This window comes from Salipiger sp. ABF4_146 (assembly GCF_056161345.1).
Genome location: NZ_JBSWYX010000002.1, coordinates 382,886 through 409,059 on the forward strand (window position 1 = coordinate 382,886; position 26,174 = coordinate 409,059).

At 65.2% G+C, this 26,174-nt stretch carries 26 protein-coding genes and 1 tRNA gene; 13 read left to right on the top strand and 14 right to left on the bottom strand.

Annotation, left to right across the window (positions count from 1 at the left end; all coding sequences use genetic code 11):
• Window positions 1–585: 585 nt before the first annotated feature.
• The gene (locus ACXAJT_RS04635) at window positions 586–1,032 is read right to left on the bottom strand and encodes a BrnA antitoxin family protein (protein ID WP_475233333.1); all 447 of its coding nucleotides are present in this window, start codon (window positions 1,030–1,032) and stop codon (window positions 586–588) included.
• Between the two features lie 416 nt (window positions 1,033–1,448).
• Here ACXAJT_RS04635 and ACXAJT_RS04640 point away from each other — a divergent pair, with 416 nt between their 5' ends.
• From ACXAJT_RS04640 to ACXAJT_RS04655, 4 genes are all read left to right on the top strand, one after another.
• Entirely contained in the window at window positions 1,449–2,054 is a 606-nt protein-coding gene (locus tag ACXAJT_RS04640) for an outer membrane protein (RefSeq protein WP_475233334.1), read from the top strand.
• Window positions 2,055–2,341: 287 nt separating this feature from the next.
• On the top strand, window positions 2,342–2,536 hold the full coding sequence (locus tag ACXAJT_RS04645) for a hypothetical protein (RefSeq protein ID WP_475233335.1): 195 nt from the start codon (window positions 2,342–2,344) through the stop codon (window positions 2,534–2,536).
• Between the two features lie 103 nt (window positions 2,537–2,639).
• A complete protein-coding gene (gene parE, locus ACXAJT_RS04650) occupies window positions 2,640–4,598 on the top strand; it encodes a DNA topoisomerase IV subunit B (protein WP_475233336.1) in 1,959 nt (652 codons plus the stop codon).
• Between the two features lie 120 nt (window positions 4,599–4,718).
• Window positions 4,719–4,940, top strand: a complete 222-nt coding sequence (locus tag ACXAJT_RS04655; protein WP_475233337.1) for a hypothetical protein — start codon at window positions 4,719–4,721, stop codon at window positions 4,938–4,940.
• Here the strand turns inward: ACXAJT_RS04655 and ACXAJT_RS04660 are convergent.
• On the bottom strand, window positions 4,925–5,263 hold the full coding sequence (locus ACXAJT_RS04660) for a hypothetical protein (RefSeq protein WP_475233338.1): 339 nt from the start codon (window positions 5,261–5,263) through the stop codon (window positions 4,925–4,927). The genes ACXAJT_RS04655 and ACXAJT_RS04660 overlap by 16 nt on opposite strands.
• A 207-nt stretch (window positions 5,264–5,470) precedes the next feature.
• Here ACXAJT_RS04660 and ACXAJT_RS04665 point away from each other — a divergent pair, with 207 nt between their 5' ends.
• Together ACXAJT_RS04665 and ACXAJT_RS04670 are read left to right on the top strand one after the other, a co-directional pair.
• Window positions 5,471–6,187 (top strand): DUF1194 domain-containing protein, encoded by a 717-nt coding sequence (locus ACXAJT_RS04665; protein WP_475233339.1) that lies wholly within the window; start codon window positions 5,471–5,473, stop codon window positions 6,185–6,187.
• 236 nt (window positions 6,188–6,423) lie between these two features.
• Window positions 6,424–6,918 (top strand): hypothetical protein, encoded by a 495-nt coding sequence (locus ACXAJT_RS04670; protein ID WP_475233340.1) that lies wholly within the window; start codon window positions 6,424–6,426, stop codon window positions 6,916–6,918.
• Window positions 6,919–6,984: 66 nt separating this feature from the next.
• Here ACXAJT_RS04670 and ACXAJT_RS04675 read toward each other — a convergent pair whose 3' ends face one another.
• The 4 genes from ACXAJT_RS04675 to ACXAJT_RS04690 form a co-directional block, all read right to left on the bottom strand.
• Window positions 6,985–7,182 (bottom strand): CsbD family protein, encoded by a 198-nt coding sequence (locus ACXAJT_RS04675; protein WP_475233341.1) that lies wholly within the window; start codon window positions 7,180–7,182, stop codon window positions 6,985–6,987.
• A gap of 99 nt (window positions 7,183–7,281) precedes the next feature.
• Entirely contained in the window at window positions 7,282–7,677 is a 396-nt protein-coding gene (locus ACXAJT_RS04680) for a c-type cytochrome (protein WP_475233582.1), read from the bottom strand.
• A 145-nt stretch (window positions 7,678–7,822) separates the two neighbouring features.
• The gene (locus tag ACXAJT_RS04685) at window positions 7,823–9,226 is read right to left on the bottom strand and encodes a bromoperoxidase (RefSeq protein WP_475233342.1); all 1,404 of its coding nucleotides are present in this window, start codon (window positions 9,224–9,226) and stop codon (window positions 7,823–7,825) included.
• Window positions 9,227–9,597: 371 nt separating this feature from the next.
• A tRNA-Arg gene (locus ACXAJT_RS04690) sits at window positions 9,598–9,674 on the bottom strand.
• Between the two features lie 303 nt (window positions 9,675–9,977).
• Between ACXAJT_RS04690 and ACXAJT_RS04695 the strand changes: the two genes are divergently transcribed.
• The 3 genes from ACXAJT_RS04695 (at window position 9,978) to ACXAJT_RS04705 (ending at window position 13,252) form a co-directional block, all read left to right on the top strand.
• A complete protein-coding gene (locus tag ACXAJT_RS04695; protein ID WP_475233343.1) occupies window positions 9,978–11,423 on the top strand; it encodes a phospholipase D family protein in 1,446 nt (481 codons plus the stop codon).
• A 75-nt stretch (window positions 11,424–11,498) separates the two neighbouring features.
• Complete coding sequence (locus ACXAJT_RS04700) at window positions 11,499–12,584, top strand: AI-2E family transporter (RefSeq protein WP_475233344.1); 1,086 nt, start codon at window positions 11,499–11,501, stop codon at window positions 12,582–12,584.
• Window positions 12,585–12,715: 131 nt separating this feature from the next.
• Window positions 12,716–13,252, top strand: a complete 537-nt coding sequence (locus ACXAJT_RS04705) for an HdeD family acid-resistance protein (RefSeq protein ID WP_475233345.1) — start codon at window positions 12,716–12,718, stop codon at window positions 13,250–13,252.
• Between the two features lie 30 nt (window positions 13,253–13,282).
• Here the strand turns inward: ACXAJT_RS04705 and ACXAJT_RS04710 are convergent, their stop codons facing one another.
• Window positions 13,283–13,666 carry an excinuclease ABC subunit B gene (locus ACXAJT_RS04710; RefSeq protein WP_475233346.1) on the bottom strand — a complete coding sequence of 128 codons (384 nt, stop codon included), beginning with the start codon at window positions 13,664–13,666 and terminating at the stop codon, window positions 13,283–13,285.
• A gap of 136 nt (window positions 13,667–13,802) precedes the next feature.
• Between ACXAJT_RS04710 and ACXAJT_RS04715 the strand changes: the two genes are divergently transcribed.
• Entirely contained in the window at window positions 13,803–14,069 is a 267-nt protein-coding gene (locus tag ACXAJT_RS04715) for an I78 family peptidase inhibitor (RefSeq protein WP_475233347.1), read from the top strand.
• A 150-nt stretch (window positions 14,070–14,219) separates the two neighbouring features.
• Window positions 14,220–14,510: a hypothetical protein gene (locus tag ACXAJT_RS04720; protein ID WP_475233348.1), complete on the top strand. Its 291-nt coding sequence runs from the start codon at window positions 14,220–14,222 to the stop codon at window positions 14,508–14,510.
• 72 nt (window positions 14,511–14,582) lie between these two features.
• On the opposite strand, the gene uvrB is transcribed toward ACXAJT_RS04720, so the two are convergent.
• Window positions 14,583–16,781, bottom strand: coding sequence for an excinuclease ABC subunit UvrB (uvrB, locus tag ACXAJT_RS04725; RefSeq protein WP_475233349.1), 2,199 nt, complete (start codon window positions 16,779–16,781; stop codon window positions 14,583–14,585).
• 457 nt (window positions 16,782–17,238) lie between these two features.
• On the opposite strand from uvrB, the gene ACXAJT_RS04730 reads away from it, so the two are divergent.
• Window positions 17,239–17,550: an ETC complex I subunit gene (locus ACXAJT_RS04730; protein WP_475233350.1), complete on the top strand. Its 312-nt coding sequence runs from the start codon at window positions 17,239–17,241 to the stop codon at window positions 17,548–17,550.
• A 153-nt stretch (window positions 17,551–17,703) separates the two neighbouring features.
• Window positions 17,704–19,140 carry a DUF6880 family protein gene (locus tag ACXAJT_RS04735; protein WP_475233351.1) on the top strand — a complete coding sequence of 479 codons (1,437 nt, stop codon included), beginning with the start codon at window positions 17,704–17,706 and terminating at the stop codon, window positions 19,138–19,140.
• A 188-nt stretch (window positions 19,141–19,328) separates the two neighbouring features.
• Here the strand turns inward: ACXAJT_RS04735 and ACXAJT_RS04740 are convergent, their stop codons facing one another.
• The 6 genes from ACXAJT_RS04740 to cydD form a co-directional block, all read right to left on the bottom strand.
• Window positions 19,329–19,463 carry a hypothetical protein gene (locus ACXAJT_RS04740; RefSeq protein ID WP_475233352.1) on the bottom strand — a complete coding sequence of 45 codons (135 nt, stop codon included), beginning with the start codon at window positions 19,461–19,463 and terminating at the stop codon, window positions 19,329–19,331.
• Between the two features lie 143 nt (window positions 19,464–19,606).
• Complete coding sequence (gene cydX / locus ACXAJT_RS04745; RefSeq protein WP_475233353.1) at window positions 19,607–19,735, bottom strand: cytochrome bd-I oxidase subunit CydX; 129 nt, start codon at window positions 19,733–19,735, stop codon at window positions 19,607–19,609.
• Between the two features lie 16 nt (window positions 19,736–19,751).
• Window positions 19,752–20,912: a cytochrome d ubiquinol oxidase subunit II gene (gene cydB / locus ACXAJT_RS04750; RefSeq protein WP_475233354.1), complete on the bottom strand. Its 1,161-nt coding sequence runs from the start codon at window positions 20,910–20,912 to the stop codon at window positions 19,752–19,754.
• A gap of 5 nt (window positions 20,913–20,917) precedes the next feature.
• Window positions 20,918–22,531 carry a cytochrome ubiquinol oxidase subunit I gene (locus tag ACXAJT_RS04755; RefSeq protein WP_475233355.1) on the bottom strand — a complete coding sequence of 538 codons (1,614 nt, stop codon included), beginning with the start codon at window positions 22,529–22,531 and terminating at the stop codon, window positions 20,918–20,920.
• Window positions 22,532–22,707: 176 nt separating this feature from the next.
• Complete coding sequence (locus ACXAJT_RS04760) at window positions 22,708–24,375, bottom strand: amino acid ABC transporter ATP-binding/permease protein (protein ID WP_475233356.1); 1,668 nt, start codon at window positions 24,373–24,375, stop codon at window positions 22,708–22,710.
• A complete protein-coding gene (cydD, locus tag ACXAJT_RS04765) occupies window positions 24,369–26,042 on the bottom strand; it encodes a thiol reductant ABC exporter subunit CydD (protein ID WP_475233357.1) in 1,674 nt (557 codons plus the stop codon). The genes ACXAJT_RS04760 and cydD overlap by 7 nt, the downstream gene beginning before the upstream one ends.
• Window positions 26,043–26,174: the final 132 nt, after the last annotated feature.

Below are 26,174 nucleotides of genomic sequence, written 5' to 3' on the forward strand. Positions count from 1 at the left end.
CCTAATTTTCTTCATGGCATTTTTGTTATCATCCTGCACGATCAAAGGCGGGGATGGATATGTTGGCCGTGACGGGGATGCATCCGGCGGGGCGGCCATAGAGAGAACGACAATAAACAGCGACGGCTCTACATTGGACGTATATAGAAACGGCAACCCAGACAGCCCCATAGATTTTGAAGCCCGTACAATTCGGGCACACCCCACGCCAGCGCCCCAAATCTTCGCAACTCAATGCCAAACGAATTTCGGATATTGCTTTTTGCCAAGCTCCGTCCCGCGTGGCGCCCCGTGCTACTGTCCGGGCTTCAATGGATTTCCAATAGGTGGCCTTTCAATATGAGAGCATTTTGGGAGAGTCAGATGAACAGATATGTCATTATATTAATTTCGATTTTCACCCTTACCTCTTGCATGCAGGGCGGAGACGCCACCGTTGGACGCGATGGAGACGCGACAGGTGGAAGCGGGGGTTCTGTTGAGGTCTCTCCGAATCTCACCACCAGTCCACTCCAATAGTTTCCAAAAGCGTAACCACCTCGCTCAAATTGCTTCGAGTAAGTCAGATCACTTCAAGCATACCCCTCACCCCTTCAAATGCCGCGTCGGGTCCGGTGCCACTTCGGTCCGCACGATATCATTCTGCGTGTCGCCCCAGCGGGTCCGCTCTTTGCGGGCCTGCTCTTCGACCAGTTCCGGGCGCATGATGAAGTCCGATGTGTCCGGCCCGTCGAGCACCTTGGCCAGCCGGTAGTGCATGAAGGCGCGCAGCACCCGGTTGAGGCGCCTCTGATACCCCGGGCCGAGCGCCTTGAAGAATTTCACCACATCCGCATCGAGCGCGATGGTGCAGCGGGTGCGCCGCAGATCCCGCCGGTCGGTCTCGCGGCAGATCGAGTGCCACTCGGGCGGACAGCCGCGGCGGTCCCACATGCGATCGAGCAGGTCGCGCTCCACCATCTCCATCGCATCCACGGCGAACTGAAAGTTCATCCGCTCGGTCTTGCTCATCTCGGTCAACTTGCGGCGCATGGCGCTCTCCTCGGTCTCTTTCGCTCCGCCCCACTTTCCCGCTTGATGGTTAACGCGCGCCCAGCGCGCCGTGCGCATGCGCTGTGCATCGATTGTGCATGCCGTGTGCCCCCGCTCACGCGGCCCCATCTGAGTCTCTCGCCAGCGCCGGATCACCCCGCGTAAACCGCTCACCGCAGGGTTCCGAAATCTTTCAGACGTAAGCCAAAACCTGCCACCAGCCGCTCACGCGGCGGCTGCATTTGGCCGAGACCCAGTGCCGCTGGCGATTTTCGTGGTGGTTCCGCCACAGCACGTTCATGTGACCGATATGTGTGGATCGTTCCGAGTGAAAGTTTGGTTGTACCCTCAGTCACACGCTCCAAAGCGAGCTTGGACAACACATGATGAACCATAAAGAATATGGAGCAGACCCGATGAAATTCGCAAAAATCGCCCTCCCGGCTCTCCTCGCCGGCACCGTCGCAGCCCCCGCCTTCGCTGGCAGCCTCGAGCCGACCGTGGTCGAGCCCGTCCCCACGCCGGCGCCCGTGCCCGTCGCCCCCGCGCGCGACTGGACCGGCTTCTCTGGCGGCATCCAGCTGGGCTACGGCGCCTTCGACACCGACGGCACGCCCGACGACTACGATGACGCGATGACCTATGGCCTGAAAGCGTACTACGACTACGACTTCGGCGACTGGATCGTCGGTGGTGGTGTTCAGTACGACTGGACCGACGCAGAGCTTGGCGACGCAGGCGATCTGGACGGCATCATGCGTGCCGGTGCACGTGTCGGCTACGATCTGGGCGACACCATGGTCTACGGCACCGGCGGCTATGCCAAAGCCTACACCGACGGCGGCAGCATCGACGGCGGCGACTCCGACGGCTACTTCGCGGGCATCGGTACCGAGACCTTCCTGAACGACAACTGGACCGTCGGCACCGAGCTCACCTACAACGAGTTCACCGACTTTGACGCCGACGACATGGAACTGAAGAACACCCAGTTCAACGTCTCGCTGAACTACCGCTTCTAAGGTCTTTCGCGGGCACACCGCCCGCGAGCCTTTGGCGCCCGGCCCGCTCTGCGCGGCCGGGCGCTTTATATTTTGCTCCGGCGCCTCGGCGTTAGGGGAATTTTCATGAAAGCGTTACACTCTTTTGTATGTGGCGCTCTCTCATGATTCCTCGGCAGCTTCCTTCCCATCAGGCCCCGCGGGTCCTGACCTTGCTCTCTCTCGGCATGTGCGCTCTGGGGCTCAGCGGCACCCCTGCTTCGGCCGTCTCGCCCATTGCGGACGCCATCTGCGAGCCCTCGCCGCAGATGACCAAGCGCTTGAAACGGCAGCAGGGCGCGACCCTCGCGTCCACCGGCTTGCGCAGTCCCGACGAGGTTGTCGAACTTTGGCTCGATGCGCGCGACAACTGGACCATGGTCATATCCTATGCCTCGGGCACCTCCTGCATCGTGGCAATGGGCGCCCATTGGTCCAGCATCAAACCACAAGATCCGGCCTGATCCACAGCGTCATACCCATGATGATGGGGTGCGGGGCTTTTCCCGCTCCCTTCGCTCTGCCATAATCAATGCCAATCAGAATCCGGGAACGAGCAGCAACCACATGGCAGACGATCTTCTCGCCGCGACCGAAGCCGCCTCTTATGACGCCTCCTCGATCGAAGTCCTCGAGGGGCTTGAACCGGTGCGCAAACGCCCCGGCATGTACATCGGCGGCACCGACGAGCGCGCGCTGCACCACATGGTGGCCGAGATTCTCGACAACGCCATGGACGAGGCGGTGGCAGGTCACGCCAACCGCATCGAGGTCGAGCTGCACGGCGATTACGCCCTCACCGTACGGGACAACGGGCGCGGCATCCCGATCGATCCGCACCCCAAGTTTCCCGGCAAATCGGCGCTCGAGGTGATCCTCTGCACGCTGCACGCGGGCGGTAAGTTCTCGGGCGACGCCTATGAGACCTCGGGCGGCCTGCACGGCGTGGGCGCCTCGGTGGTGAACGCGTTGTCGGATTCCATGGTCGTACAGGTGGCGCGCAACAAGGAGCTCTTCGAGCAGCGCTTCTCGCGCGGCATTCCGCAGGGCCCCGCCGAGAAGATCGGCGCCGCGCCGAACCGTCGCGGCACGACGGTGACCTTCCACGCCGACGAGGACATCTTCGGCCATCACCGGTTCAAACCCTCGCGCCTGCTGAAGATGGTGCGGTCCAAGGCTTACCTCTTCTCCGGGGTCGAGATCCGCTGGAAGTCCGCCATCGAGGAAGGCGACACGCCGACCGAGGCGACCTTCCACTTCCCCGGTGGTCTTGCCGATTACCTGACCGAGACGCTGGGCACAGCCAGCACCTATGCCGAAAAGCCCTTCTCGGGCACCGTCGACTTCCGCGAGAAGTTCAACGCTCCGGGCAAGGTGGAATGGGCGATCAACTGGACCCCGTCGCGCGACGGCTTCATCCAGTCCTACTGTAACACCGTCCCCACCCCCGAGGGCGGCACGCATGAGGCGGGCTTCTGGTCGGCCATCCTCAAGGGCATCCGCGCCTATGGCGAGTTGGTCAACAACAAGAAGGCGAACCAGATCACCCGAGACGATCTGATGACCGGCGGCTGCGCGTTGGTGTCGTGCTTCATCCGCGAGCCGGAGTTCGTTGGCCAGACCAAGGACCGGCTGGCCACCACCGAGGCGCAGCGCCTCGTCGAAGGCGCGGTGCGCGATCACTTCGACAACTGGCTGGCTTCCGACACCAAATCGGCGGGCGCTATTCTCGACTTCCTCGTGCTGCGCGCCGAAGAGCGCCTGCGCCGCCGTCAGGAAAAGGAAACCGCCCGCAAGTCGGCCACCAAGAAGCTGCGCCTGCCCGGCAAGCTGACAGACTGCACCAACAAGAACCGCGAGGGCACCGAGCTGTTCATCGTCGAGGGCGACTCGGCGGGCGGATCGGCCAAGGGTGCGCGGTTCCGCGAGACCCAAGCGCTGCTGCCATTGAAGGGCAAGATCCTCAACGTGCTGGGCGCGGCGTCGAACAAGCTCAGCTCGAACGCAGAAATCCGCGATCTTTGCGAGGCGCTTGGCGTCGGGCTTGGCACCAAGTTCAACATCGACGACCTGCGCTACGACAAGATCATCATCATGACCGACGCCGACGTCGACGGCGCGCACATCGCTTCGCTGCTGATGACCTTCTTCTTCACGCAGATGCGCCCGCTGATCGACGGCGGCCATCTCTACCTCGCCTGCCCGCCGCTCTACCGGCTGACGCAGGGCGCGCGGCGCGTGTATGTGGCAGACGATGCCGAGAAAGACCTGATGATGACCAAGGGCCTTGGCGGCAAGGGCAAGATCGACGTGCAGCGCTTCAAGGGTCTGGGCGAAATGGACGCCAAGGACCTGAAGGAAACCACGATGGATCCCGCCACCCGCAAGCTGATCCGCGTGACCATCGACGAGGACGAGCCCGGCGAAACCGGCGATCTGGTCGAGCGGCTGATGGGCAAAAAGCCCGAGTTGCGCTTCCAGTACATTCAGGAAAACGCGCGTTTCGTCGAAGAACTGGACGTGTAAGTCCCTCTATCTGTGCTTCGCAGCGTCCGCGACGCTGCGACTTCTGTGTGTAAATCTGTTGTTTTCCCTTGGCGGATGTCTCACCCTTGCGGTGGACACCTCACTTACGACCGGCGACCCATGACCAAATCGATGCTTCTGCGCTTACAGATCACCAGTTTCGTGCTGGTGCACATTCCGCTGATTGCCGTCGCGTTCTACGCTCTGAAAGATGGGCTGAGCGGTCGGCTCGACCTGTTGCTGGTGGCCCTGCTTGCGACCGTCGTCGCGGCCATCGCCATCTGGATGACCTTGGGCCGCGCCCTTGGCGGCACGGCTCAGGCCGTTCAGAAAAGCGCGTAGACCAGTAGCCCGATCACGCCCAGTTTGACCGCGATGGCAAGCACCAGCCATGCGCGGTTCTCTGGTGCGAGCATCTCCTGCCAGAAGCTGCGCGGCGCTTCCTCGGCGAAGAGCCGGGCTTGGATCGCGTTGAACACGCGCGGCGGCGGGGCTACCTCTTCGGCGGGCCCGGCAAGGCCGATGAACCGGCTTTCCCAGAAATCCAACTCGGCGCTGAGTTCAGGATCCTGCGCAGCAGCGCGCAGCCCCTCATCCTGCTCCTGCGGCGGCAGAAGCCCGAGGGCGAGTTCAGCAGCAAGTAACGACTTCTCCGAGATAGCCACGCGGCAACTCCCTAGTGCTGTGGCAGCGTACGCATCCCCTCTGACGTGCCGTCGACAGTGCTTCGACTCTGACGCATCCTGACCCGTCGCGCAATCGTGCCGTGGCGGTGGTCTGTGTCAAACGTAAGGCGTCAAACGTAAGGCTAGGCAGAACGCGCACGGAGTGGCACCCTGTCGGCATCCCCTTGCCCACGCACGGAGATGCCGATGCGTTCAATATTGCTTCCACTTGCCATTGCTGCGCCCATTGCCCTTCCGGCGCTGGCGCAGGACACCGACCTCGAGCTTGTGCTTTTGGCCGACGCCTCGGGCTCAATCACCCCGTCGGAACTGCAGTTCCAGCGCGAGGGTTACGCGCAGGCGATCACCGACCCAGAGGTTCTGTCGGTCATCGCCGGCACCGCCTACGGGCATATCGCGATCACCTACGTGGAGTGGGCCTCCAATCAGGCGCAGGTGGTGGACTGGACGCTGATCGACGGTCCGGAGGCGGCGCGCGGGTTTGCCGCCGCCCTGCTTGATGAGCCGCGTCAGGCCTATGGCCGCAACGCCATCGGCGCGGCGCTGCTGGAAGGTCTGCGGCAGATGGAAACCAATGCTTTCGACGGCTGGCGACGGGTCATTGATTTTTCCGGCGACAGCGCCAACAACTGGACCGGCCCGACGATCGCCGAGGCGCGCGACGAAGTCCTCGCCGCAGGTGTCACGATCAATGCGCTGCCGATCCTGAGCCCGGATGATCCCGGCCGCGCCCATGGCGGGCTGGAAGCGCGCTACGAAGACCTGATTATCGGCGGCACCGGAGCCTTCGTGGTCACCGCAGAGACCCGTGCCAGCTTTGCCGACGCGGTCAAGAAGAAGCTGATCCTCGAGATCTCGGGCCTGCCGCCCGGCAATTTCGCCATTGCACAGCAAACCCCTTGAACCCTTTCCGGAAAACGGCTCAGTCTTTGCGCATGCGCCGTTTCATCGCCCACGCCCTCTTGCTTATTTCGCTGCTTGGGTTCGCCGCCTGCGGCCGGCCTCTGACGCCAAACGAAGCGGCCTTCCTGAAGGCCATGCAGGGGCCGCAAATCGACACCGGGAAAGTCCGGTTTCACGATGGGTTGGCCTCCCGCGCCGTGACGTTTGAACGCCCTGTGCGCCCACGCCTAACCTGTATGGAACGGATCTGGCCCCCATCGAAAGGCGAGACAGTCACCGTCTCGCCAGCCGCGCTGACCCTGTTCAACCACATCTTCTATCGCGAGGACGTGTTCCTCGACGACTATATGGCCAGCTATCCCGAGCGGCTGAACCTTTACGGCGCGATGCTCTTCGCGCACGAGATGACTCACGTCTGGCAATGGCAGAACCGTGCCCGCACCGGCTACACCCCGCTGAAGGCCGCGACAGAGCATCAGGTTTCGGCTGACCCGTATCTCTTTGACCCCGACGGAACCGCCCGCTTCCTCGATTACGGCTACGAACAGCAGGGCGCCATCGTCGAGGAATACGTCTGCTGCCAGATGCTCGATCCCGGTGCGCCGCGTACCTCACGGTTGCGCGCGATGATCTCGGAGGAAATGCCCATCAGCGGGCTCGACCAGGTGCTGCAATCTGCCGATGTGGTGATCCCGTGGAAAGGCGCAGAGACCCGCAACATCTGCCACTGACGCCACCACCCGCGCAGCAAAAAGCGGGACCGGATGGCCCCGCCTTGTCACTCTTTCACGGCGCGTTCAGAGGCTCTGTTGCCACTCAGCGACCTGCTTTTCCGCTTCTTCCTTGGCGATCCCGTATTTCTTCTGGATCAGCCCGGCAAGTTGCTCGCGGTCACCCTTGGCTTCCTGCACCTCATTCTCGGTCAGCTCGCCCCATTGCGCGCGCGCCTTGCCCTTGAATTCGGTCCAATTGCCTTCGATTTGGTCCCAGTTCATGACGGGTCCTCCTGAGGTTGCGTATGGAATAGAAACCCCCGGATGACGGGCGCGGTTCCTGCCGGAACCAACGAAGTTTTCGTAACGGCAGCTAAGCGCCTACTCGCCGCGCTGCAGGCTGATCAGATAGGCCACGAGATCGGCCACCGGCTGCGTCGTCGCCACCTCGGTGTCTAGGTCAACGGTGTCGGCCCGATAGCTGAAGAACTCGCCGTAGACCGGCATCGGAGAGCCGTGGCTGACCAGCGGGTCGCGCCCGTCGATGCGTTTGACCACCCGCTCCAGCGGGAAGCTCCCGCCATTCGCCGCGCTCAGCTCGCTCAGGTTCACCGGCTTAATCATCAGCACCCCGGCCATCGGCCCATCGCCACGCCCCTCAATGCCATGGCACGTGGCGCAATGAGATGCGTAAAGGCCCTGCCCCCGGTCGGCGTCCTGCTGCCCGGCGGCCACCGCCCCGGCCAGCAGCGCCGCCGCGAGCAGCGGCAGCGTCATGGCGAGCGGATTCAAAGGGAAGACAGTGCGTGCGATGGCGCGGCTGGTGGCTTTATGTCTGGGACTCAGCATGGCGGGCCTCCTGTGGCTGCATGCAGAGTGCCTCGCCCGCTGGCGCGCCACCTTGATCGGCATCAAGCGGGTGTCAGATCACCGCCAGATGCGCGCTGGGGCGGTCCGCCACCATCGGGAAGCGCACCGGGCGCCCTTCGCGGCGCAGCGCAACCTCGGGGCTGCCGGCCTGGTTCAGATGGCTCTCGATGCGCAGCGCGCAGCCGTCGAAATCCGTCAGATCCATCGACACGCCCTGCGTCAGCCGACCGAGCCAGCCATGCAGCACCTGCAGCGCAAGCGCCTCGCCGACGCGCAAGTAATGATGGTTCTCGGCTTGAAACTGCGCGCCGCCAACCGCCGCGGACAGCGCAACGTCGGCGGCAAGCTGGTCCGCCTCGGCGCCAGGCTCGAATCCCGGCGCGGGGTCGGTCGCCATGCGCAGGCGCGGCGCCGGACGGGTATCGAAGAGCGCCTTGAACAGAGTCGACAGCGCTCCGGCCACCACCACCTTGAGCGCGACATCCGAGGCGTGGCTGGGCAGACCGTCGATCTCGATCCCGGGCAGCAGAAAGCGCCCGGTGGGGCGGGCCTTGCCGGCCTGCATCGCGTTCGCCCGGTCGACCCAGTGCAACAGGTTCGGCGCGTAGGTTTGCAGTTCTTCGGCGGCGGCGCGCAGATCCTGCGCCCCCTCCGACGGCAGTTCATCACGCGACAGAAGGCCGGAGAGACGCCCTGCGGTCACGGCCGGGGCACTGTTTCGGTCGCTACGCGCCCGCATCCGCAGCACGGCTTCGGACCCGCGCTCCGCCGCCTCGGCCATCAGCGCCAGCAGCCGTTGCGCGCTGATCGGGTCCGCGTCTCCGCTTGGCGCCAGCCCCGGATCAAAATCGCAACCGCGCGCCAAGAGCATCAGCGCAGCGTTGTAGTAGACACGGCAGGGGTGGCTCTTGCGCAGACGAAACACCAGATCGCGCGGGGTGACCAGAGGCGACAGCCCTGCGGCGTTTGCGCCCGGTTGCGCAAGGGCGGCGCCCGACTGCCTGCCGACCCAGTCGACCCATGCCGACATCGGCGCATCCGGCGCGGGCGATGCACTTGGCTCGGCCTGCAGCCCCGGCGCATTTCGGTCGACCCAATGGAACAGCGACAGCGCCGAGCGGCCGGATGCAGCGGGTGCCAGCATCCCGCGATACATGCTGCATAGCGTCAACTGCCCCTCGCGATTCAGTCTCAAGCTGCGGCGCTGCGCTCCGGCGCTGCCCGGCGCAGCGGTGCGGCGCTCTTGATCGTACCAGCTGAGACTGCGCATCTCGCAGAGCAACTCGTGCAGCGTGAAGCGCGTCCTGCCGTCGATCCATACCGCGTGATGCGGGTCCTGCATGGCGGTGAACGGCGTGTCGCGCAGCAACATCATCGCATAGAGTTCGGCAAGCTCCGCCGCCAGCTCTGCAGAGTCCAGACGTGGCGGCGCCGGCAGGTGCAGACAGGGAGGCACCGCCCGTCCGGGACGACGGCCTCCGGCAATCACTTGAAATCTATCTCTGTCGGTGTCGATTCGCCCAATCATCGCAAATCCCCTCTCCGGTGCTTGGCCCTACAGACGTCCGCGCTTTACGAAACGTAAACTTAATCTGCCGGCGATGCGTGAAGCAGGCGTGATTGGCACAAGATTTCGCAGTGAAGCGGTCGTGAATTGTTCACTTATGATTAACTTTTCTAAGTTCTGCGGCGTGAAAACAGCGCAAATTCCAGAACGGCTATGGATTTACGGGGGCAGATGCCGACTCGCAGCGCAGCGCAAAACGGTGTCCGGGGCAGGACGCGCGGGCGTATGAGGCGCCAAAGCGGGCGATTGTTTGGATGTGCTGGCGACCCCTGAAGGACTCGAACCCTCAACCTGCTGATTAGAAGTCAGCTGCTCTATCCAGTTGAGCTAAGGGGCCGCGCGCGACAGCGATACCGCAAGTCTCAAGGCTTGCCCAGAGCCTAGCGGCACCCGATCGACTGACGTTGCACCGACGCAAGATGACCGATCCGGCCTGCGGCGCGAATGCCGCGCTTGGAGTGAGAAGCGCCCGGTGTCCGGCCTTGGGCCTTGCCGCAGCGGCACCGCTGGCCCAGCCTGACCGGCACGGTTGCACCACCAAAGACACGAGGCGCTCATGTTCCGGTTCCTGCTCGTATTGCTCGTGACATGTTTTGGACTGTCAGCCTGCACGGGCGCGCCACCGCAGGTGCCACAGCAGATGAGCAGCGCGCTGACCAGTTCGGGGGCCGCACCTCTGGCACAGATGACGCAGCGCTGGCAGGGCCGGGCCGACGGCAAGTCGGGGGTCCGGATCATCGCAGACGGCATCGATGCGCTGTCGCTGCGCATCGCGCTGGCTGACCGGGCCGAAACCAGCATCGATGCGCAATACTACCTGCTGCACAACGATGTCTCGGGACGGCTTTTTGCCGATGCGCTGCTGCGCGCAGCCGATCGCGGGGTGCGCGTGCGGCTGCTGCTCGACGACATGGACACGCGCGGCTACGACGCAGCGACCCGGGCGCTCGAAACCCACCCCAATATCGAGGTCCGCCTCTACAACCCGTTCCTGCGCTCGCGCGGCAAGGCGCTCTCCGCGCTGCTTGAGTTCCGCCGGATCAACCGGCGCATGCACAATAAATCGATGACCTTTGATGGCCGGATTACCATCGTCGGCGGGCGCAATATCGGGGACGAGTATTTCTCGGCGCACGAGGATTCGAACTATGACGACCTTGATCTTCTGGCGGCGGGGCCGGTTGTGGGTGAAGTGGCGGCGAGTTTTGACGGCTATTGGAACAGCCCTTATGCCATTCCCGCCTCGGCGCTGATCACGACCCGCGAAGATGATCCCGATCTCGCCACCACCCGCGATCGGCTGGCGCTGCACGCCCAGCAGACCCGTGGCATGCCCTACGGCGCCGCGCTGGAAGAGCGTGTGGCGGGCTTCAAACGCAGCCCTCCCCCGCTTGAAGCCGCACAGGCAACGCTGGTGGCCGACCCCCCCGCGAAGGCCGCCGGCGATCTGCCCCGTGCTGCCACGCTCAGCGGCGCCATGCTGCCGCAAATTGCCGCGCTCGAGCATGAGTTCCTTGTGGTGTCCGCCTATTTCGTGCCGCGCAGTGGTGGCGTCGCGCTGTTGCGGGATCTGGAGGAGCGCGGCGTGGACGTGACGGTTCTGACGAACTCCCTCGACGCCACCGACGTGCCGTCTGTCTATGCCCATTACGCGCACTCGCGGCCCAACCTGCTTGCCGCCGGCGTCGACCTCTGGGAACTGCGAGCCGAAAAGCCGCGCCCCGACCGCACGCTCTCCGGCCTCGGGCTGTCGCGCTCGGCGCTGCACGCCAAGGCCTTTGTCTTGGACGAGCGGAAGCTCTTCATCGGCTCGTTCAACTGGGACCCGCGCTCGGTGCGGATCAATTCCGAGATGGGCATCCTCGTCGACTCACCGCGCCTTGCCGCGCAGGCCGCGCGCAACTTCAAGGCCATGCTGCCAGACGCCGCCTTCCGCCTGCGCCTTGACGGCAGCGGCGGCATCGACTGGCTGGAGCACGATGCGGGCAACCGCTGGCGACTTTATCGCAGCGCCCCGACGCTGTCTGCGATGCGCGCCTTCACCTCGCCGCTCCTCGGCGTGCTGCCGATCGGCGGGCAACTGTGATCCCCCTTGCGTTGACATGCCCCGCGGCATCGGTCCCACTGCGGGGATGACCCGCCAAGGACCGCGATGCCCCCGATGAAAGACATCACCTTCCAGACACTCGTTCTGGCGACCATCTTCGTGCTGGCGCTTGGGGCCATCCTGTTTCTGGGGCGGACGATCTTGATCCCCATAGTCACCGCGGCGATCCTCGTCTACCTGCTGGAATCGACCGCCGCCGGGATCCGCCGCCTGCCCGGGCTGCACCTGCTGCCGCATCGCGTGCTGCGGCTCTTGCTGCTGATCACCGTGGCCGCACTGGTGCTGGTGCTGGCGGCCGTGATCTCGGCCACGGTGCGCGAGATCCTCGCGGTTGCACCAAGCTACGAAGAGAACCTGCGCACCATGGTCGAGGGGCTGGCGGTGCAGTTCCATTTCGAAGGCGACGCGCTGTGGGAAAAGATCAGCGACGAGACGCTTGGCCAGATCAACCTGCGGGCGCTGTCGCTGGCAGTGCTGGGCGGGTTCACCAACCTCGGGTCGGTGGTGCTGCTGGTGGTGATCTACGCCGCCTTCATCACAGTCGAGCGCGGCTCGTTCCAGCGCCGCCTTGCAGCCGCGCTGAAAAGCCCCGAGCAGACCGAGAACGTGCTGCAGGTGCTGGGAACGATCAACCAAAAGATCAGTCGCTATCTGGCGTTCAAGACGCTGATCAACGTGGTGCTGGGCACCATCTCCTACGGGGTTCTCTGGGCCTTCGGCGTGGATTTCGCGTTGTTCTGGGCGGTGGTGATCGGGGTGCTGAACTACATTCCCTATGTCGGCTCGCTGCTGGCGGTGCTGTTTCCGGTGGCACTGTCGCTGGCGCAGTTTGCCTCGATCGGGACAACGGTTGCGCTCTGTGCCGCGCTGACGGCGGTTCAGGTCACGCTGGGCAATATCATCGAGCCGCGGCTGATCGGTCGGCAACTCAACCTCAGCCCCTTCGTCGTGCTGCTCGCACTGGCGCTCTGGACGACGCTCTGGGGCATTCCGGGCGCGATCCTCGCAGTGCCGCTGACCTCGATCCTTACCATCGTCCTGTCGAGCTTCGAAGCGACGCGCTGGCTGGCCCTGCTGCTTGCGGAACGTGTCGACACCACGGACATGCCTGCGCCGGTCTCAGCCCGATCCCAGCCCTAGCGGCCCGCAGCGCAACGCAGCCGGGCGACAGCCAAAGTTTGTCGCGTTAACCGGGAGTTGACAGAACACCAGCCACCGGCGCACCGTCAGATCACCGGCAGTATGTCGGAGGACACTGAAGGAATTTCAAAATGTCTCATTGGCTCTGGTGGATTATCATCGGTATCGCGAGCATCCTCGGCGGGATCATCGCATTGTTTAACCCTTTCGCCGCCTCCGTCACGGCGCAGACTCTGGTGGCGTGGTTCCTGCTCATCCTTGGCGTGGTTCAGGCCATCAGTATCTTCCGCGTGACGCGCATGCGCGAGCGGCTGCTGGCGATCCTGCTGACCATTATCTACCTCTGGCTTGGCATCAGCTTTCTGGCCAACCCGCTCGAAGGGCTGATCTCGCTGACGCTGGTGGCAGCGATCATGTTCCTTGTCAGCGGCGTGACCAAGGTGATCTACGCCTTCTCAGTCACCGACAGCCGGTTCAAGCTGGCGATGATCATCAGCGGCGCGATCTCGGTGATCCTCGCGATCATGATCTTCACCAACTTCCCGTCGTCGGCGGCGGTTGTGCTGGGAGTGCTGCTTTCGGTCGAACTGCTGTCGACCGGTGTCGCGCTGGTGATCTTCGGGCTGGTGCTCAAGGCGCATCCAGAACTGCGCAAGAAACCCGTCTGAAGCGGACAGGAGGGGCGGCGGCGCGGCCCCTCAGCCGCCGCCGGGCGGCGGCGTGACCTCGACCGGATAGCGCTGACGGCAGATCGCCTGTGCCTGCGCGGCCTCGCGCCGCAGCTGCGGAAGCTGTTCCTCGATCTCGGCATCCCGCATCCGCAGCGCTTCGGCGTTGATGGGCACCCGGCGCGTCACCGGATCGGTGTCGCGCCGCCAGCAATAGCGCAGCCGACCGTCGTAGCTGCCGCAGACGTCCCAGCGCATGCGGGTTTCCCACTCGGTGCTGTAGGTGAAGCCCCGCGCCAGATCCTTGGCGATGCGTTCGCGCTCTTCCAGCGCATCACGATACGGCGCAGCCGCGTCACGGTTGCACCGCTCGTAAGGCGTGCCGCAGGCCGCGAGGGCCAGAAGGGGGATCATGAACCACGCTCGCATATCAGCAGGTTAGCGCCGATCCACGCACGGGTCGAGATAGACCTTTGCTGCAACGGCGAGTTGAGCCACACCATCGCGTGACCTATCTAGGGCCAAAGCGTCCCGCGCAGGAGAAGAAAAGATGATCAAACCGCTCGCCACGATGGCCTGCCTTTGCGCCGCTCTGGCCGCATGCAGCGAAAGCGAAACGTCCGCCGACGACGACACCTGCGGCGCCTCGGTCTACCAGACTCGCATCGGCCAGCCCGTCGAAGAGCTTGGGCTCACCGCCGGGGACAAGCTGCGCATCCTCGGGCCCGGCCAGCCGATGACGATGGACTTCCGCCCCGACCGGCTGAACATCGAGACCGACAGCGCCGGCCAGATCATGCGGGTGTTCTGCGGCTAAGCAACCGGCAGCGCGAACGCGCTCAAACGCATTGAGCAACACATTGGTTCCGATGAATATTTCAGGAACCAATTCTTGCGACTCACGGTTCCTTTACCGAACGCGGCGGCAAACGCCGTGACCAGCACAGTCATTCGGAAGGGAAGAGTTATGCGCAAAGGACCCATCATCGCTGCCGTTGCCGTGGCCGCCGTCGTCGTCGGCTTTGGCGCCTATATGGTTGATTTCGATGTCACCGACGAGGGCGCCCTGCCCGACGTGGATGTGGCCGTCGAAAGCGGCGAACTGCCCGAGGTCGAGGCAGACGTCGGCAGCATCGACGTTGGCACACAAGAAGAAACCGTCGAAGTGCCCGATGTCGACGTCGAAGTGGACACGCAAGAGGCCGAGGTCACCATGCCCGACATCGACGTGAACCCGCCGGAAGACGATCAGGGCTAACATCCCCCCTAAAGAACAGAAAGCCCCTCACGGTGAATGCCGTGAGGGGCTTTTTCATGCTTGGCCCGCGCCCTACTTCTTGCGCCGCTTCACGTTTCCGCCTCGCTGGCCGGGGCGTCCCGCGGTCGACCGCCCCTTGGACTTCACTGCGGCCTCCGAAGCGGCTTCCACCGCCGATTGCCGCGCCAACGGGTCGTCGTGGATCGCAAGGTCCACCGCTTCGAGCCGTTTGACCTCGTCGCGCAGGCGGGCCGCCTCTTCGAACTCAAGGTTCTCGGCGGCCTTGCGCATGTCGTTGCGCAGCCCGTCCAGCACCGCCTCAAGGTTCGAGCCCTGCTGTTTGGGATCGATCTGCGCGGTCACCCGGTTCATGTCGACATCGCCCTGATAGAGACCGGCCAGAATGTCATCGACGTTCTTCTTCACCGTCGCCGGGGTGATGCCGTGCTCTTCGTTGTAGGCAAGCTGCTTTTCGCGGCGGCGCTCGGTCTCGGCCAAGGCGCGCTCCATAGAGCCGGTGACCCGGTCGGCGTACATGATCACCCGGCCCTCGGCGTTCCGCGCGGCGCGACCGATGGTCTGGATCAGCGAGGTTTCGGAGCGCAGGAAGCCCTCCTTGTCCGCATCGAGAATGGCGACCAGCCCGCATTCGGGAATATCGAGCCCCTCGCGCAGCAGGTTGATACCGATCAGCACGTCGAATGCCCCAAGCCGCAGATCGCGCAGGATCTCGATCCGCTCGATGGTGTCGATGTCCGAGTGCATGTAGCGCACCTTGATGCCCTGCTCGTGCAGATACTCGGTCAGATCCTCGGCCATGCGCTTGGTCAACACGGTGCAGAGCGTGCGGTAGCCATCGGCGGTCACCTTGCGGATCTCGTCGAGCAGGTCGTCGACCTGCATCTTCACCGGGCGGATCTCGACCTTGGGGTCCAGCAGACCGGTCGGACGGATGACCTGCTCGGCAAAGACGCCGCCCGCCTGCTCCATCTCCCAGTTCGCCGGCGTCGCCGATACGAAGACCGACTGCGGGCGCATGGCGTCCCATTCCTCGAACTTGAGCGGGCGGTTGTCCATGCAGGACGGCAGGCGGAAGCCGTGCTCGGCCAGCGTGAACTTGCGCCGATAGTCGCCCTTGTACATGGCGCCGATCTGCGGAACCGAGACGTGGCTCTCGTCGGCGAAGACAATGGCGTGGTCGGGAATGAACTCGAAGAGCGTGGGCGGCGGCTCGCCCGGTGCGCGGCCCGTCAGGTAGCGCGAGTAGTTCTCGATGCCGTTGCAGACCCCGGTGGCCTCCAGCATCTCGATGTCGAAGTTGGTGCGCTGCTCCAATCGCTGCGCCTCGAGCAGCTTGCCCTCGGCGACCAGCTGGTCGAGGCGCTGGCGCAGTTCCTTTTTGATCTGGATGACCGCCTGCTGCATCGTCGGCTTGGGCGTGACGTAGTGCGAGTTCGCATAGACGCGGATGCGCTCGAAGCTGCCGGTCTTCTCGCCGGTGAGCGGGTCGAACTCGGTGATGCTTTCAAGCTCCTCGCCGAAGAACGAGAGTTTCCATGCCCGGTCCTCGAGGTGCGCAGGCCATATCTCGAGACTGTCGCCGCGCACCCGGAACGCCCCGCGCGAGAAGCCCGCATCGTTGCGGCGGTACTGCTGCGCCACCAGATCGGCCATGATCTTGCGCTGATCGTATTCCTCACCCGCGTGCAGATCCTGCGTCATCGCGCCGTAGGTTTCGACCGAGCCGATACCGTAGATGCACGACACCGAGGCGACGATGATCACATCATCGCGCTCCAGCAGCGCGCGGGTGGCCGAGTGCCGCATCCGGTCGATCTGCTCGTTGATCTGCGATTCTTTCTCGATGTAGGTGTCGGAGCGCGGCACATAGGCCTCGGGCTGATAGTAATCGTAGTAAGAAACGAAATACTCGACCGCGTTGTCCGGGAAGAACCCCTTGAACTCGCCGTAGAGCTGCGCCGCCAGCGTCTTGTTCGGCGCAAGGATGATCGCCGGGCGCTGCGTCTCCTCGATGATCTTGGCCATGGTGAAGGTCTTGCCGGTGCCGGTCGCCCCAAGCAGCACCTGACTGCGCTCGCCGTCGCTGACCCCTTGCGCCAGCTCGGCGATGGCCGTCGGCTGATCGCCCGCCGGGGCGAATTCTGTCTGCATGCGAAAACTGATGCCGCCTTCGAGCTTTTCCCGCGACCGGACGTCCGGCGCGGGCGAATGCAGCATGGCTTCTGATTTGTCGGAATGGGCATAGGGCATGAACGAACCTCCGGACGCCCGCAAAACGTGTCGCGCCGCGCGGTATTTTCAAGGGCTTGCCACGCCCCGCCCACCACAATAGCGATGTCCGGGACCGGCGTGATGTGACGGGGAGCGCCTCCCCTGCTCGCATGTATAATCGAGCCGCCGCCGGGATCACAGCCGAAGCTGACTTGGCACCGGCACGACGACCAGCGACAAATGGCCCGTGCCTCTCGCTTACACAAAAACGCCCATTGCTGACCTTGCGCCGGCCTTTACGCTTTTCCGGGCGAAAGGCGCCGGGCCCGCCCGCACGTTCCTCGCTCCCCAAAGCGCGCCGTGGCCGGCTGCCTTTCGCAGCACCGGCACGTCGCCCGCCGCGCCTGCAAGAAGATTTGATACGCTCGATTGCCACGATCTCTTGCCCTGCGCCCGCAAATTCCCGATAACGCAAAAGATCGTCAGGAGGGACCACATGCGCGCACGGATTTTCCAGCCGGCCAGAACGGCCATGTCTTCGGGCCAGGCAAAGACCAAGCACTGGATTCTCGAGTTCTTCCCGGCCTCGCCGCGCGAGGTCGATCCGCTGATGGGCTGGACGTCGTCTTCGGACACCCAGAGCCAGGTTCGGCTGACGTTCGACAGCAAGGAAGCGGCGCTCGCCTATGCCGCCGAGCATGGAATCGACGCGCAGGTGAACGAGCCGAACAAGCGCAAGCCCAACGTCCGCGCCCGCGGCTATGCCGAAAATTTCGCCGTCGACCGCCGCGCAGTCTGGACGCACTGACGCTGTAGATCGGGGCAAAGACCGCGACGCCAAGGCTCAATCAAGATCTGGGGCGCCCACTGGGCGCTCTTTCCATATCTGGGACATGCTTGCAAAGTGCACCGCCAGACGCATGATCCCGCGCAAGGATGCTTCACCGCAAGGAGGACCCCGATGGCAGGCAAGGCTCTGAACAAGAAGAACCTCCTTGAGCTGGGTGCCGACACGCTGGCCGACCTGCTGCTCGAGGCGGTGAAGGGTGACGCGGCGCGCCAGCGCCGGGTGCGCATGGTGCTTTCGGCCGATCAGGGGCCGCAGGCGATCACCGCCGACGTGCGCAAACGCTTCGCCTCGATCCGCCGCGGCCGCAGCTTCATCTCCCGCAAGGCGCAAAAGAAGCTGGCGCAGGAACTGGTAGAGCTGACGACGCTCATCGAGACCCGCATCGCGCCCGATGCACCGGACGCGGCTTTCGATCTGCTCTGGGCACAACTGCAGCTCGCCGCCGGCATCCATGAGCGCACCGACGACAGCTGGGGCACCATCGGCGATGTCATGCGCGAGACGATGGCGGCGATCGGACGGACCGCGCCGAAGTTGACCAAAGACCCCGAAGCGCTGGCCGAAACCGTCTTCGAGGCGATCCGCGACGACGGCTACGGCGCCTTCGACTACGCGATCCCGGCCCTCGCCGATGCGCTCGGCGGCTCCGGTCTGGCCCGCCTCAAGGCGCTCGCCGAAGCGGCCTGCGAAGCGCCGCTGACCGAGGCAGACCTCGCCCGCTACGATTTCATCTCCGACCGCGATGCCCGCGCCGAGCGCGCCCTTGCCGGGCGCAACCGCACGGCAGAGATGATCCTGCAGGACGTGGCCGATGCCGAGGGCGACGTGGACAGTTGGCTGGCGCAATACAGCCCCGAGCAGCTGACCTACACGACCATCGCCCCCTCCGCCGCGACCCGGCTGCTGGCAGCGGGTCGCCCCGAAGACGCTCTGCGGCTGATCGAGGCTGCCCTGCCCGGCGAAAGCGGCGATCCGTGGTTCGACACGCCCGAACTGGACGAGGCGCATTTCGCCTGCCTTGAGGCGCTCGGCCGCAAGGACGACCTGCGCTCCGCACTCTGGTCACGCTTCGAGCGCCGCCTCTGCCCCGACGCGCTGCGCCGTCACCTCAAGCTGCTGCCCGACTTCGAGGACATCGAGGCCGAGGACGCCGCGCGCCGGATCGTCCTTGCTTACACCCCCGTCGAGAAGGCGCTGGCCTACTGCCTGCAGGCCCCCGATCTGCCGCTGGCCGCCGAGCTTGTCGAGGCCCGCAGTGAGGAGATCGATGGCGATGCCTATGAGGTGCTGACCCCGCTCGCCGACGCCCTCGCCCCCGGCCACCCGCTCGCCGCCGTGCTGCTGTGGCGCGCGATGATCGACTTCGCGCTGGGTAGGGCCCGCTCCGGGCGCTACGGCCACGCCGCCCGGCATCTTATGGACTGTGCCGCCGCGGACGCCGAGATTCTCGACTACGGCATACACTTGTCGCACGCGGACTATCTCGAGGATGTGCGTAAAACCCACGCGAGGAAATCCGCCTTCTGGGATCGCGTGCGGAACGGGTGACCGTGCCGCCATCCCTCCCCAGCCGCGGACGCGCAGCCGGGTAGTGATCGACGTCCACCCCACCGGCCGGGATCTTTCTCAGACATGCGTCACCGGAGGCTGCCCGCCCCCGAGATCTAGACCGCCCTAGACCGCAGGGCCTCGTTCGATTGCGGCGATCCCCGCGAAACCTTCCGTGTTGTGACGTATCACGGCGCGCCCTGCGCAACCGTTCTCGCCGAAATCGCGAAAGCCCGGATAGCGCGGGTGCGGTTAAGCTCGGCCGCCAGCGTGTCTTCTAGTTCGCGGATGCGCTGGCGCCACTGGTCGAGAAGAGACGCCATCTTCTAGGTCCTTCCGGCGGGTCTGCGGGATCTCAGCACGGCCATCTTGCGCCGCCAAGCCTCCGACTGCGCACTGTCCCTGCCACATGCAAAAGGGCAGCCCGCCGGGGCCGCCCTTTGTCGTTGGTTGCATCCGGGTCGGATCAGCGACGTTCGCCGTTCTCCGCCTCGTCGATCATCCGCGCGTCCTCGCGCAGTTCCAGCCACATCGCGTTCAGCACCGCGAAAAGCGCCGCCAGCGGCAGGCCGAGCATCCATGCAAAATACCACATCGGGCTGTCTCCTTTCTCAGTAGGCGCTATGCGAGCCGGTCACGTCGTCTTCGGTGACCTTGCCCCAGAGCACTTTGTAGACCCATGCCGTGTAGACGAGGATCAGCGGCAGGAAGATCACCGTCGCGACCAGCATCACGAAGAGCGTCAGATGCGACGACGAACTGTCCCAGACGGTCAGCGAACTGCGCGGATCGACGGTGGACGGCAGGATGAAGGGGAACATGGTCAGACCGACGCTGGCGATCACGCCGAAGATGCCCAGCTTGGACCACAGCAGGGTCGAGACCTCCATGCCGTCGCGCAGTCCGCGCACCGCCATAAGCATGCCGACAAAGCCAAGCAGCGGCGCGGCGATGATCCACGGACGGTCGGCATAAGCCGTCAGCCAAGAACCTTCGTGCGCCACCTCTTTGAAGAGCGGGTTCGAGGGGCCGTCCATGACCACTTCGGAGGTGATGTGGAAACCGTCTATGCCGAAGGCCAGCCACAGCCCCGCCAGCGCATAGCCTCCCGCGGCGATCAGCCCGGCGACCGTGCCGATCCGCTGGGCGCGGAAGGCGATCATGCCTTGCGTCTTCACCGACAGCCACGCCGCACCGTGCATGATCAGCATCGACAGTGACACCACCCCGCAAAGCAGCGCGAAGGGACGCAGCAATCCGAGAAACTTGCCGTAGAAGCTGCCGTCGTACATCGGCATCAGGTCTTCGGTCAGGTGGAAGGGCACGCCCAGCAGCACGTTGCCCACCGCGACGCCGAACAGCAGCGCCGGAGCCGCGCCGCCGACGAACAGCGCCCAGTCCCAGCCGCCCCGCCATTTGGCGCTGTCGCGCTTGGAGCGGTACTTGAACCCCACGGGCCGCAGGATCAGCGCCGCAAGGATGGCGAACATCGCCAGGTAGAACCCCGAGAAACTGACCGCGTAGAGCGGTGGCCACGCGGCGAAGATCGCGCCGCCCCCCAAGATGAACCAGACCTGATTGCCTTCCCAGACCGGGCCGATGGTGTTGATCACCACGCGACGCTCGACGTCGGTCTGGCCGACGAAGGGCAGCAGCGCGCCGACCCCCATGTCGAAGCCGTCGGTGAGGGCAAAGCCGATCAGCAGCACCCCGAGAAGCGCCCACCAGATCAGTCGCAGGATTTCGAAGTTGATGAGTTCATGCAAAATCATGACAGTTACTCCGCAGGCATTTCGGCAAAGGGACCCTTGCCGTCATGGGTGCGTAGACGGTGCTCGTGGCGCGCCATCCATTTTTCGGTCTCTTCCACGTCTTCCTGCGGGCCCTTGCGGATGTATTTCAGCATCAGGCCCATCTCGACGATGAACAGCACGGTGTAGAAGAGCGCGAAGCCCGCCAGCGTGAACAGCAGATCGCCGACGCTCAGATGCGAGGCCGACAGCGCCGTCGGCAGAATGCCGTCCACCGTCCACGGCTGGCGCCCGTATTCGGCGACGATCCAGCCCATCTCGGCGGCGATCCACGGCATCGGGATCCACCCCACGGCCAGCATCAGCGCCCACCGCGGATAGGCGCCACGGCGGAAGTTGCTGAGCACGAAGAACAGCCCGGTCAGCGCGATGAACGAAAAGCCGAGACCGACCATGATTCGAAACGACCAGAACAGCGGCGCAACGCCCGGCACGGTATCGTCAGCGGCCATCTTGATCTGCTCTTCGGTGGCCTCGCGCGGGTCATCGACGTAGCGCTTCAGCAGCATCGCATAGCCCAGATCATCCGACCGCGCCTCAAAGCTCTGGCGCACCGCTTCGGGGGTCGCGTCCCGCTGCTCGCGGATGGTCATCAGGTCGTCATAGGCAAGCATGCCAGAGCGGATACGAACCTCTGACTCCTCGACCAGTTCGGCGATGCCGGGGATTTCCTGCGTCAGCGAGCGCGTGCCGATCAGGCCCATGACCCATGGGACATGCACCGCATAGTGCGTCTCACGCGCCTCCTGATCCGGAAACCCGACCAGCGTGAAATGCGCGGGCGCGGGTTCGGTCTCCCACATCGCCTCGATCGCGGCGAGCTTCATTTTCTGGGTGTGGCTGGCCGAATAGCCCGACTCGTCGCCCAGCACGACCACCGACAGCGAGGCGGCAAGACCGAAGGAGGCGGCGACCGAGATCGACCGGCGCGCCAGTTCCACATGCCGGCCCTTCAGCATGTACCAGGCCGAGACGCCGAGCACAAAAATCGACGCTGTGATGTAGCCCGCCGAGACGGTGTGCACGAATTTCGCCTGCGCCACCTCGTTGAACACCACGTCGAAGAAGTTGGTCATCTCCATGCGCATGGTCTCGGGATTGAACTCGGCGCCGACCGGATTGACCATCCAGCCGTTGGCGATAAGGATCCACAGCGCCGAAAAGTTCGAGCCGATCGCCACCAGCCACGCGACGATGCAGTGCGCCACGCGCGACAGCCGGTCCCAGCCGAAGAAGAAGAGGCCGACGAAAGTGGCCTCAAGGAAGAAGGCCATCAGCCCCTCGACCGCCAGCGGCGCGCCGAAGATGTCGCCCACGTAATGGCTGTAATAGCTCCAGTTCATGCCGAACTGGAACTCCATGGTGATCCCCGTGGCCACGCCGAGAACAAAATTGATCCCGAACAGCGTGCCCCAGAATTTCGTCATCTGCCGCCAGATCGGACGCCCCGTCATCACATAGACCGTCTCCATGATCGCCACGAGGATCGACAGACCCAGCGTCAGCGGCACGAAGAGGAAGTGGTAGAGCGCCGTCATTGCAAATTGCAGGCGCGACAGCTCGACAACATCGAGCTCCATGTCAGTACTCCTCAGGTTTTGCGGCCGGGCGGCATGTGATCACACGCAGCGGTCCCCTGCCTCTCGGCCTGCACATTGAAAATCGAGGTGGGCGGATACTCGTAACCAAGCGACACCTTTTCGACGCCCTGCTACACCCAGCTGTCGTGGCAGCGGATTGATCTGCATCAAGTCCATCATATTTCTGGGATATATCTTTTCAGATCGATCACATGATCGGCGGCCTCAAGCTCCGCGCTGCGGTGCGACGCCGTGATGATCGCCGCATGCGGCAGAAATTTCCTTATACCTGCAATAACTTGCCGCGCCATAGGCCCATCGAGCCCCTCTGTGGGCTCATCCAGCAAAAGCAGCGCGGGCCGACGCAGCAGGGCTCGCGCCAGCACCAGCCGCCGCGCCTGTCCCCCCGACAGCCCCGCTCCGCCCTCACCCAAAGGTGAATGCAAACCGCCGCGCGTTTCGACAGTGTCGGCGAGCTGTACAGCCTCCAGCGCCGCCTGCGCCTCGGCCTCCGCAAGCCCCGGACGGGCCAGCGCGAGATTGTCCAGCACCGTGCCAGACACCAGCGCCGCGCGCTGCGGCACCAGCGTCAGCACATCCCGCAGTTCGGCTTCCGGCCAGCCGCCAAGCGGGCGGCCTTGCAGCAGCAGATCGCCCGCCGTCACCGGCTCCAGCCCCGCGATCACGTCAAGCAGCGTGGACTTGCCCAGCCCCGAAGCCCCGCGCAGAGCCAGCATCTCGCCCGGCTGCAAGGTGAAGGAAAGATCGTGCAGCAAAAGCCGGCTCCACCCGGGCCGGGCCAGCGACAGGTGGCGCAGTTCCAGCACCGCGTCCGCGGCCCCCTCCGGAGCGACACTAGGGGCGGGCTCGGGCCGCTCCGGTGGCGCGGCCAGCACGCGCTCGGCAGCGTCGCGCATACGCCCGATCTCTGCCATGCCCCGGCGCAGCGGCAGCAGCGTCTCGCCAAGCGCCAGCGCGACGAAGACCCCGATGGCGGCAAGCGCCGGATCAAGATCGCTGCCGCTGACCAGCCAGCCCCCCAGCGCGAAGGCCACCGCCACCACCAGCGTCACCAACCCCGACAACACCAGCCCCGCGCCGGTATCGATGGCGTCGAGCCGGTCCATTGCGGCACGCGCCTCGCCCTCGGCAGCGTCCAGCCCGGCCCGCCAGCGCGGCAGCGCGCCCTGCAAGATCGCTTCGCGCCGCCCGCGGAACAGTCCAATGGCGCGGCGGCGCAGGTCCTGCGAGGCGGTTTCGGCGGTGGCCGAAAGGCCCAGCGTCGCGCGCCCGACGCGCCAAAGCACCACGCCGCCGCCCAGCAGGTAGCCCGCCAAGACCGAGATCGCGAGCGCGTGCGAGGTCAAAGCCCACAGCCCAAGGAACACCGCCGCATGGGTCAGAAGCGCCGCGGCCACCGGCAACGCAAGGCGCAGCACCACTCCGTCGAGCGCATCCACATCAGCCGTGATCCGCAGCAGCCCTGAGGCGCCGCGCAACCGCCGCAGATCGGCCACCGGGAACCGCTCAAGCCGCTTCAGCAGCGTCACCCGCAGCGAGGCCAGCGCCCGCAGCGTCGCATCGTGGGTCAGCAGCCGCTCGCCATAGCGCGCCGCCGCCCGGCCAAGCGCCAGCCCGCGCACCCCGGCGCTGGGGCGGAACACGTCGAAAGCGATGCCGATGCCGGCGATCCCCGCCAGCCCGGTCGCGGTGATGAACCAGCCTGAAAGCCCCAGCAGCGCAGCGCCCATCAGCAGCACCAGAACCGCCAGCAGCGCGCCGCGCCACATGGCGAAGGGATGCGCGCGCCACAGCAGGCGCAGAACCGTCCACAGCTTCAGCATGGGACCGCCTCCAGATCGATGCGCTGCGCCAGCGCCCCGGCCATCGCCGGATCATGCGTGGCGACGATGACCGTGCGCCCCTCGGCGGCCAGATCGCACAGCACCTCGATGATCGCCGCCGCGGTGGCCGCGTCGAGATCGGCGGTCGGCTCGTCGGCGAGGATCACGTCTGCGCCACGGATCAGCGCCCGCGCCAGCAGCAGCCGCCGCGCTTCGCCGCCGGAAACCCCGGCACCGCTTTCGCCCAGCACCGTCTCCAGCCCCTCTGGCAGCGCCTGCACGATGCGCGCGGCCCGCGCCCGGCGCAATGCCGTCATCGGCACCTCGCCATCCGCGGCACCGCTGAGGAAACTGCGCAGCGTGGCGTCGGGAATATGCACCTGCTGCGGCACATAGGCGAGCCGCGCCCGCCATACATCGGCACGCGCCTCGTTTAGCACCTGTCCTGCCACCCGCAGCTCTCCGGCGCTTGGAGCCAGAAGCCCCGCGATGAGATCGAGCGCGGTGGACTTCCCCACGCCGCTCGGCCCGCAAAGCGCGAGCGATCCGCCGGGCGCAACCGAAAGGTCGGGCAGCGCGATCTCCTGAGCGCCGCGCTGGACCCGTACGCCGCTCAACGAGACGGAGGCCGGTCCGCTCAGCGACGCCGCGCTGCCCCCCTGCCCCAGCACAGCGACCGCTGGCGCGGCTTCGGCACGCGCCAGTTCGTCCGCCACCGCCTCAGCCGCCGCCTTGTCATGCCACGCGGCGGCAAGATCGCGCAGAGGCTGGAAGAAATCCGGTGCCAGCAGCAGCAGGAAGAGCCCTTGGAACAGCGTCAATTGCGGGCCGAACAGGCCCCACGTGCCGATGGTGATCTCACCGAGCAGGGAAAACCCGACGTAAACCGCCACCAGCGCGACCCCCAGCGCCGAGAAGAGTTCCAGCACCGTCGACGACAGGAAGGCCACCCGCAGCACCGCCATGGTGCGCGCGCGCAGCCCCTCGGCCCGGGCCTCAAACTCGGCGCGCGAGGCTTCGGCGGCATTGAGCAAGAGCAGGTCGGGCAAGGCCGAGATGCGGTCGATCAGCAGCGTGTTCATCGCGCCCACCTCAACCATCTGCTTTTCGCTCGCATCCTTCGCGGCCATGCCCACCAGCGCCATGAACAGCGGGATCAGCGGCCCCGCGACCAGCAGCACCAGCCCCGCCGCCCAAGAAATCGGCAGGACGACCGCCAGATACAGCAGCGGCAGCAGCCGCGCCCGTGCCATTGCGGGCCGGTACCGGGTGATCCACGGGCCCAGAACCGCCAGCTTCTCGGTCAGCAGCGCCGCCAGCGCCGCCGAAGAGGCGCCGCCATTGCGCAGGGTCTCACGATCGAGCAGCGCCTGCCGGTGGGCGTGAATGGTCTCATCGGCGGCGTGATAGGCCAATCGCGCCGCGCGCCGGTCAAGCCACGCGCGCAGCAGCCCCAGCAAAGCAAAGGCCAGCGCCGCCCACAGCGTGCGCGACAGCGGCGCCGCCGTGGCCCAGCCTGCGATCCCCCACGCCAGTGCCGCGGCCTGCGGCAGCCAGATCGCCGCAGCCAGCGCCGACAGCCGCGCCGCGCTGCCAAGGCGGCGCTGCGCCGGTGGATCGAGCAGGGATTCGGCTGTGGTCCGGCTGGTCTCGGGAGGTTGCGCCATGGTGGATCCGCATCAAATTTCGCGTCGGCTCAATGAGATACATCCCGCGCATAGGTTTCAACCGCATAAGGCGCCGCGCGTCACTCTGCCGCCGCCAGCGAGGTACGAAGCGTTGCACCCATGGCACGGCCA

Excerpts from the sequence above, each read along its gene's own strand:
- cydB (WP_475233354.1), bottom strand. The coding sequence starts at position 20,912 with ATGATTTTGCATGAACTCATCAACTTCGAAATCCTGCGACTGATCTGG.
- ACXAJT_RS04715 (WP_475233347.1), top strand. The coding sequence starts at position 13,803 with ATGATCAAACCGCTCGCCACGATGGCCTGCCTTTGCGCCGCTCTGGCC.
- ACXAJT_RS04640 (WP_475233334.1), top strand. The coding sequence starts at position 1,449 with ATGAAATTCGCAAAAATCGCCCTCCCGGCTCTCCTCGCCGGCACCGTC.
- cydX (WP_475233353.1), bottom strand. The coding sequence starts at position 19,735 with ATGTGGTATTTTGCATGGATGCTCGGCCTGCCGCTGGCGGCGCTTTTC.
- ACXAJT_RS04705 (WP_475233345.1), top strand. The coding sequence starts at position 12,716 with ATGTCTCATTGGCTCTGGTGGATTATCATCGGTATCGCGAGCATCCTC.
- ACXAJT_RS04700 (WP_475233344.1), top strand. The coding sequence starts at position 11,499 with ATGAAAGACATCACCTTCCAGACACTCGTTCTGGCGACCATCTTCGTG.
- ACXAJT_RS04675 (WP_475233341.1), bottom strand. The coding sequence starts at position 7,182 with ATGAACTGGGACCAAATCGAAGGCAATTGGACCGAATTCAAGGGCAAG.
- cydD (WP_475233357.1), bottom strand. The coding sequence starts at position 26,042 with ATGGCGCAACCTCCCGAGACCAGCCGGACCACAGCCGAATCCCTGCTC.
- ACXAJT_RS04635 (WP_475233333.1), bottom strand. The coding sequence starts at position 1,032 with ATGCGCCGCAAGTTGACCGAGATGAGCAAGACCGAGCGGATGAACTTT.
- ACXAJT_RS04670 (WP_475233340.1), top strand. The coding sequence starts at position 6,424 with ATGGAACGGATCTGGCCCCCATCGAAAGGCGAGACAGTCACCGTCTCG.
- parE (WP_475233336.1), top strand. The coding sequence starts at position 2,640 with ATGGCAGACGATCTTCTCGCCGCGACCGAAGCCGCCTCTTATGACGCC.
- ACXAJT_RS04710 (WP_475233346.1), bottom strand. The coding sequence starts at position 13,666 with ATGATCCCCCTTCTGGCCCTCGCGGCCTGCGGCACGCCTTACGAGCGG.
- ACXAJT_RS04760 (WP_475233356.1), bottom strand. The coding sequence starts at position 24,375 with ATGCTGAAGCTGTGGACGGTTCTGCGCCTGCTGTGGCGCGCGCATCCC.
- uvrB (WP_475233349.1), bottom strand. The coding sequence starts at position 16,781 with ATGCCCTATGCCCATTCCGACAAATCAGAAGCCATGCTGCATTCGCCC.
- ACXAJT_RS04740 (WP_475233352.1), bottom strand. The coding sequence starts at position 19,463 with ATGGCGTCTCTTCTCGACCAGTGGCGCCAGCGCATCCGCGAACTAGAA.
- ACXAJT_RS04695 (WP_475233343.1), top strand. The coding sequence starts at position 9,978 with ATGAGCAGCGCGCTGACCAGTTCGGGGGCCGCACCTCTGGCACAGATG.
- ACXAJT_RS04735 (WP_475233351.1), top strand. The coding sequence starts at position 17,704 with ATGGCAGGCAAGGCTCTGAACAAGAAGAACCTCCTTGAGCTGGGTGCC.
- ACXAJT_RS04680 (WP_475233582.1), bottom strand. The coding sequence starts at position 7,677 with ATGACGCTGCCGCTGCTCGCGGCGGCGCTGCTGGCCGGGGCGGTGGCC.
- ACXAJT_RS04655 (WP_475233337.1), top strand. The coding sequence starts at position 4,719 with ATGACCAAATCGATGCTTCTGCGCTTACAGATCACCAGTTTCGTGCTG.
- ACXAJT_RS04665 (WP_475233339.1), top strand. The coding sequence starts at position 5,471 with ATGCGTTCAATATTGCTTCCACTTGCCATTGCTGCGCCCATTGCCCTT.
- ACXAJT_RS04720 (WP_475233348.1), top strand. The coding sequence starts at position 14,220 with ATGCGCAAAGGACCCATCATCGCTGCCGTTGCCGTGGCCGCCGTCGTC.
- ACXAJT_RS04645 (WP_475233335.1), top strand. The coding sequence starts at position 2,342 with ATGACCAAGCGCTTGAAACGGCAGCAGGGCGCGACCCTCGCGTCCACC.
- ACXAJT_RS04755 (WP_475233355.1), bottom strand. The coding sequence starts at position 22,531 with ATGGAGCTCGATGTTGTCGAGCTGTCGCGCCTGCAATTTGCAATGACG.
- ACXAJT_RS04730 (WP_475233350.1), top strand. The coding sequence starts at position 17,239 with ATGCGCGCACGGATTTTCCAGCCGGCCAGAACGGCCATGTCTTCGGGC.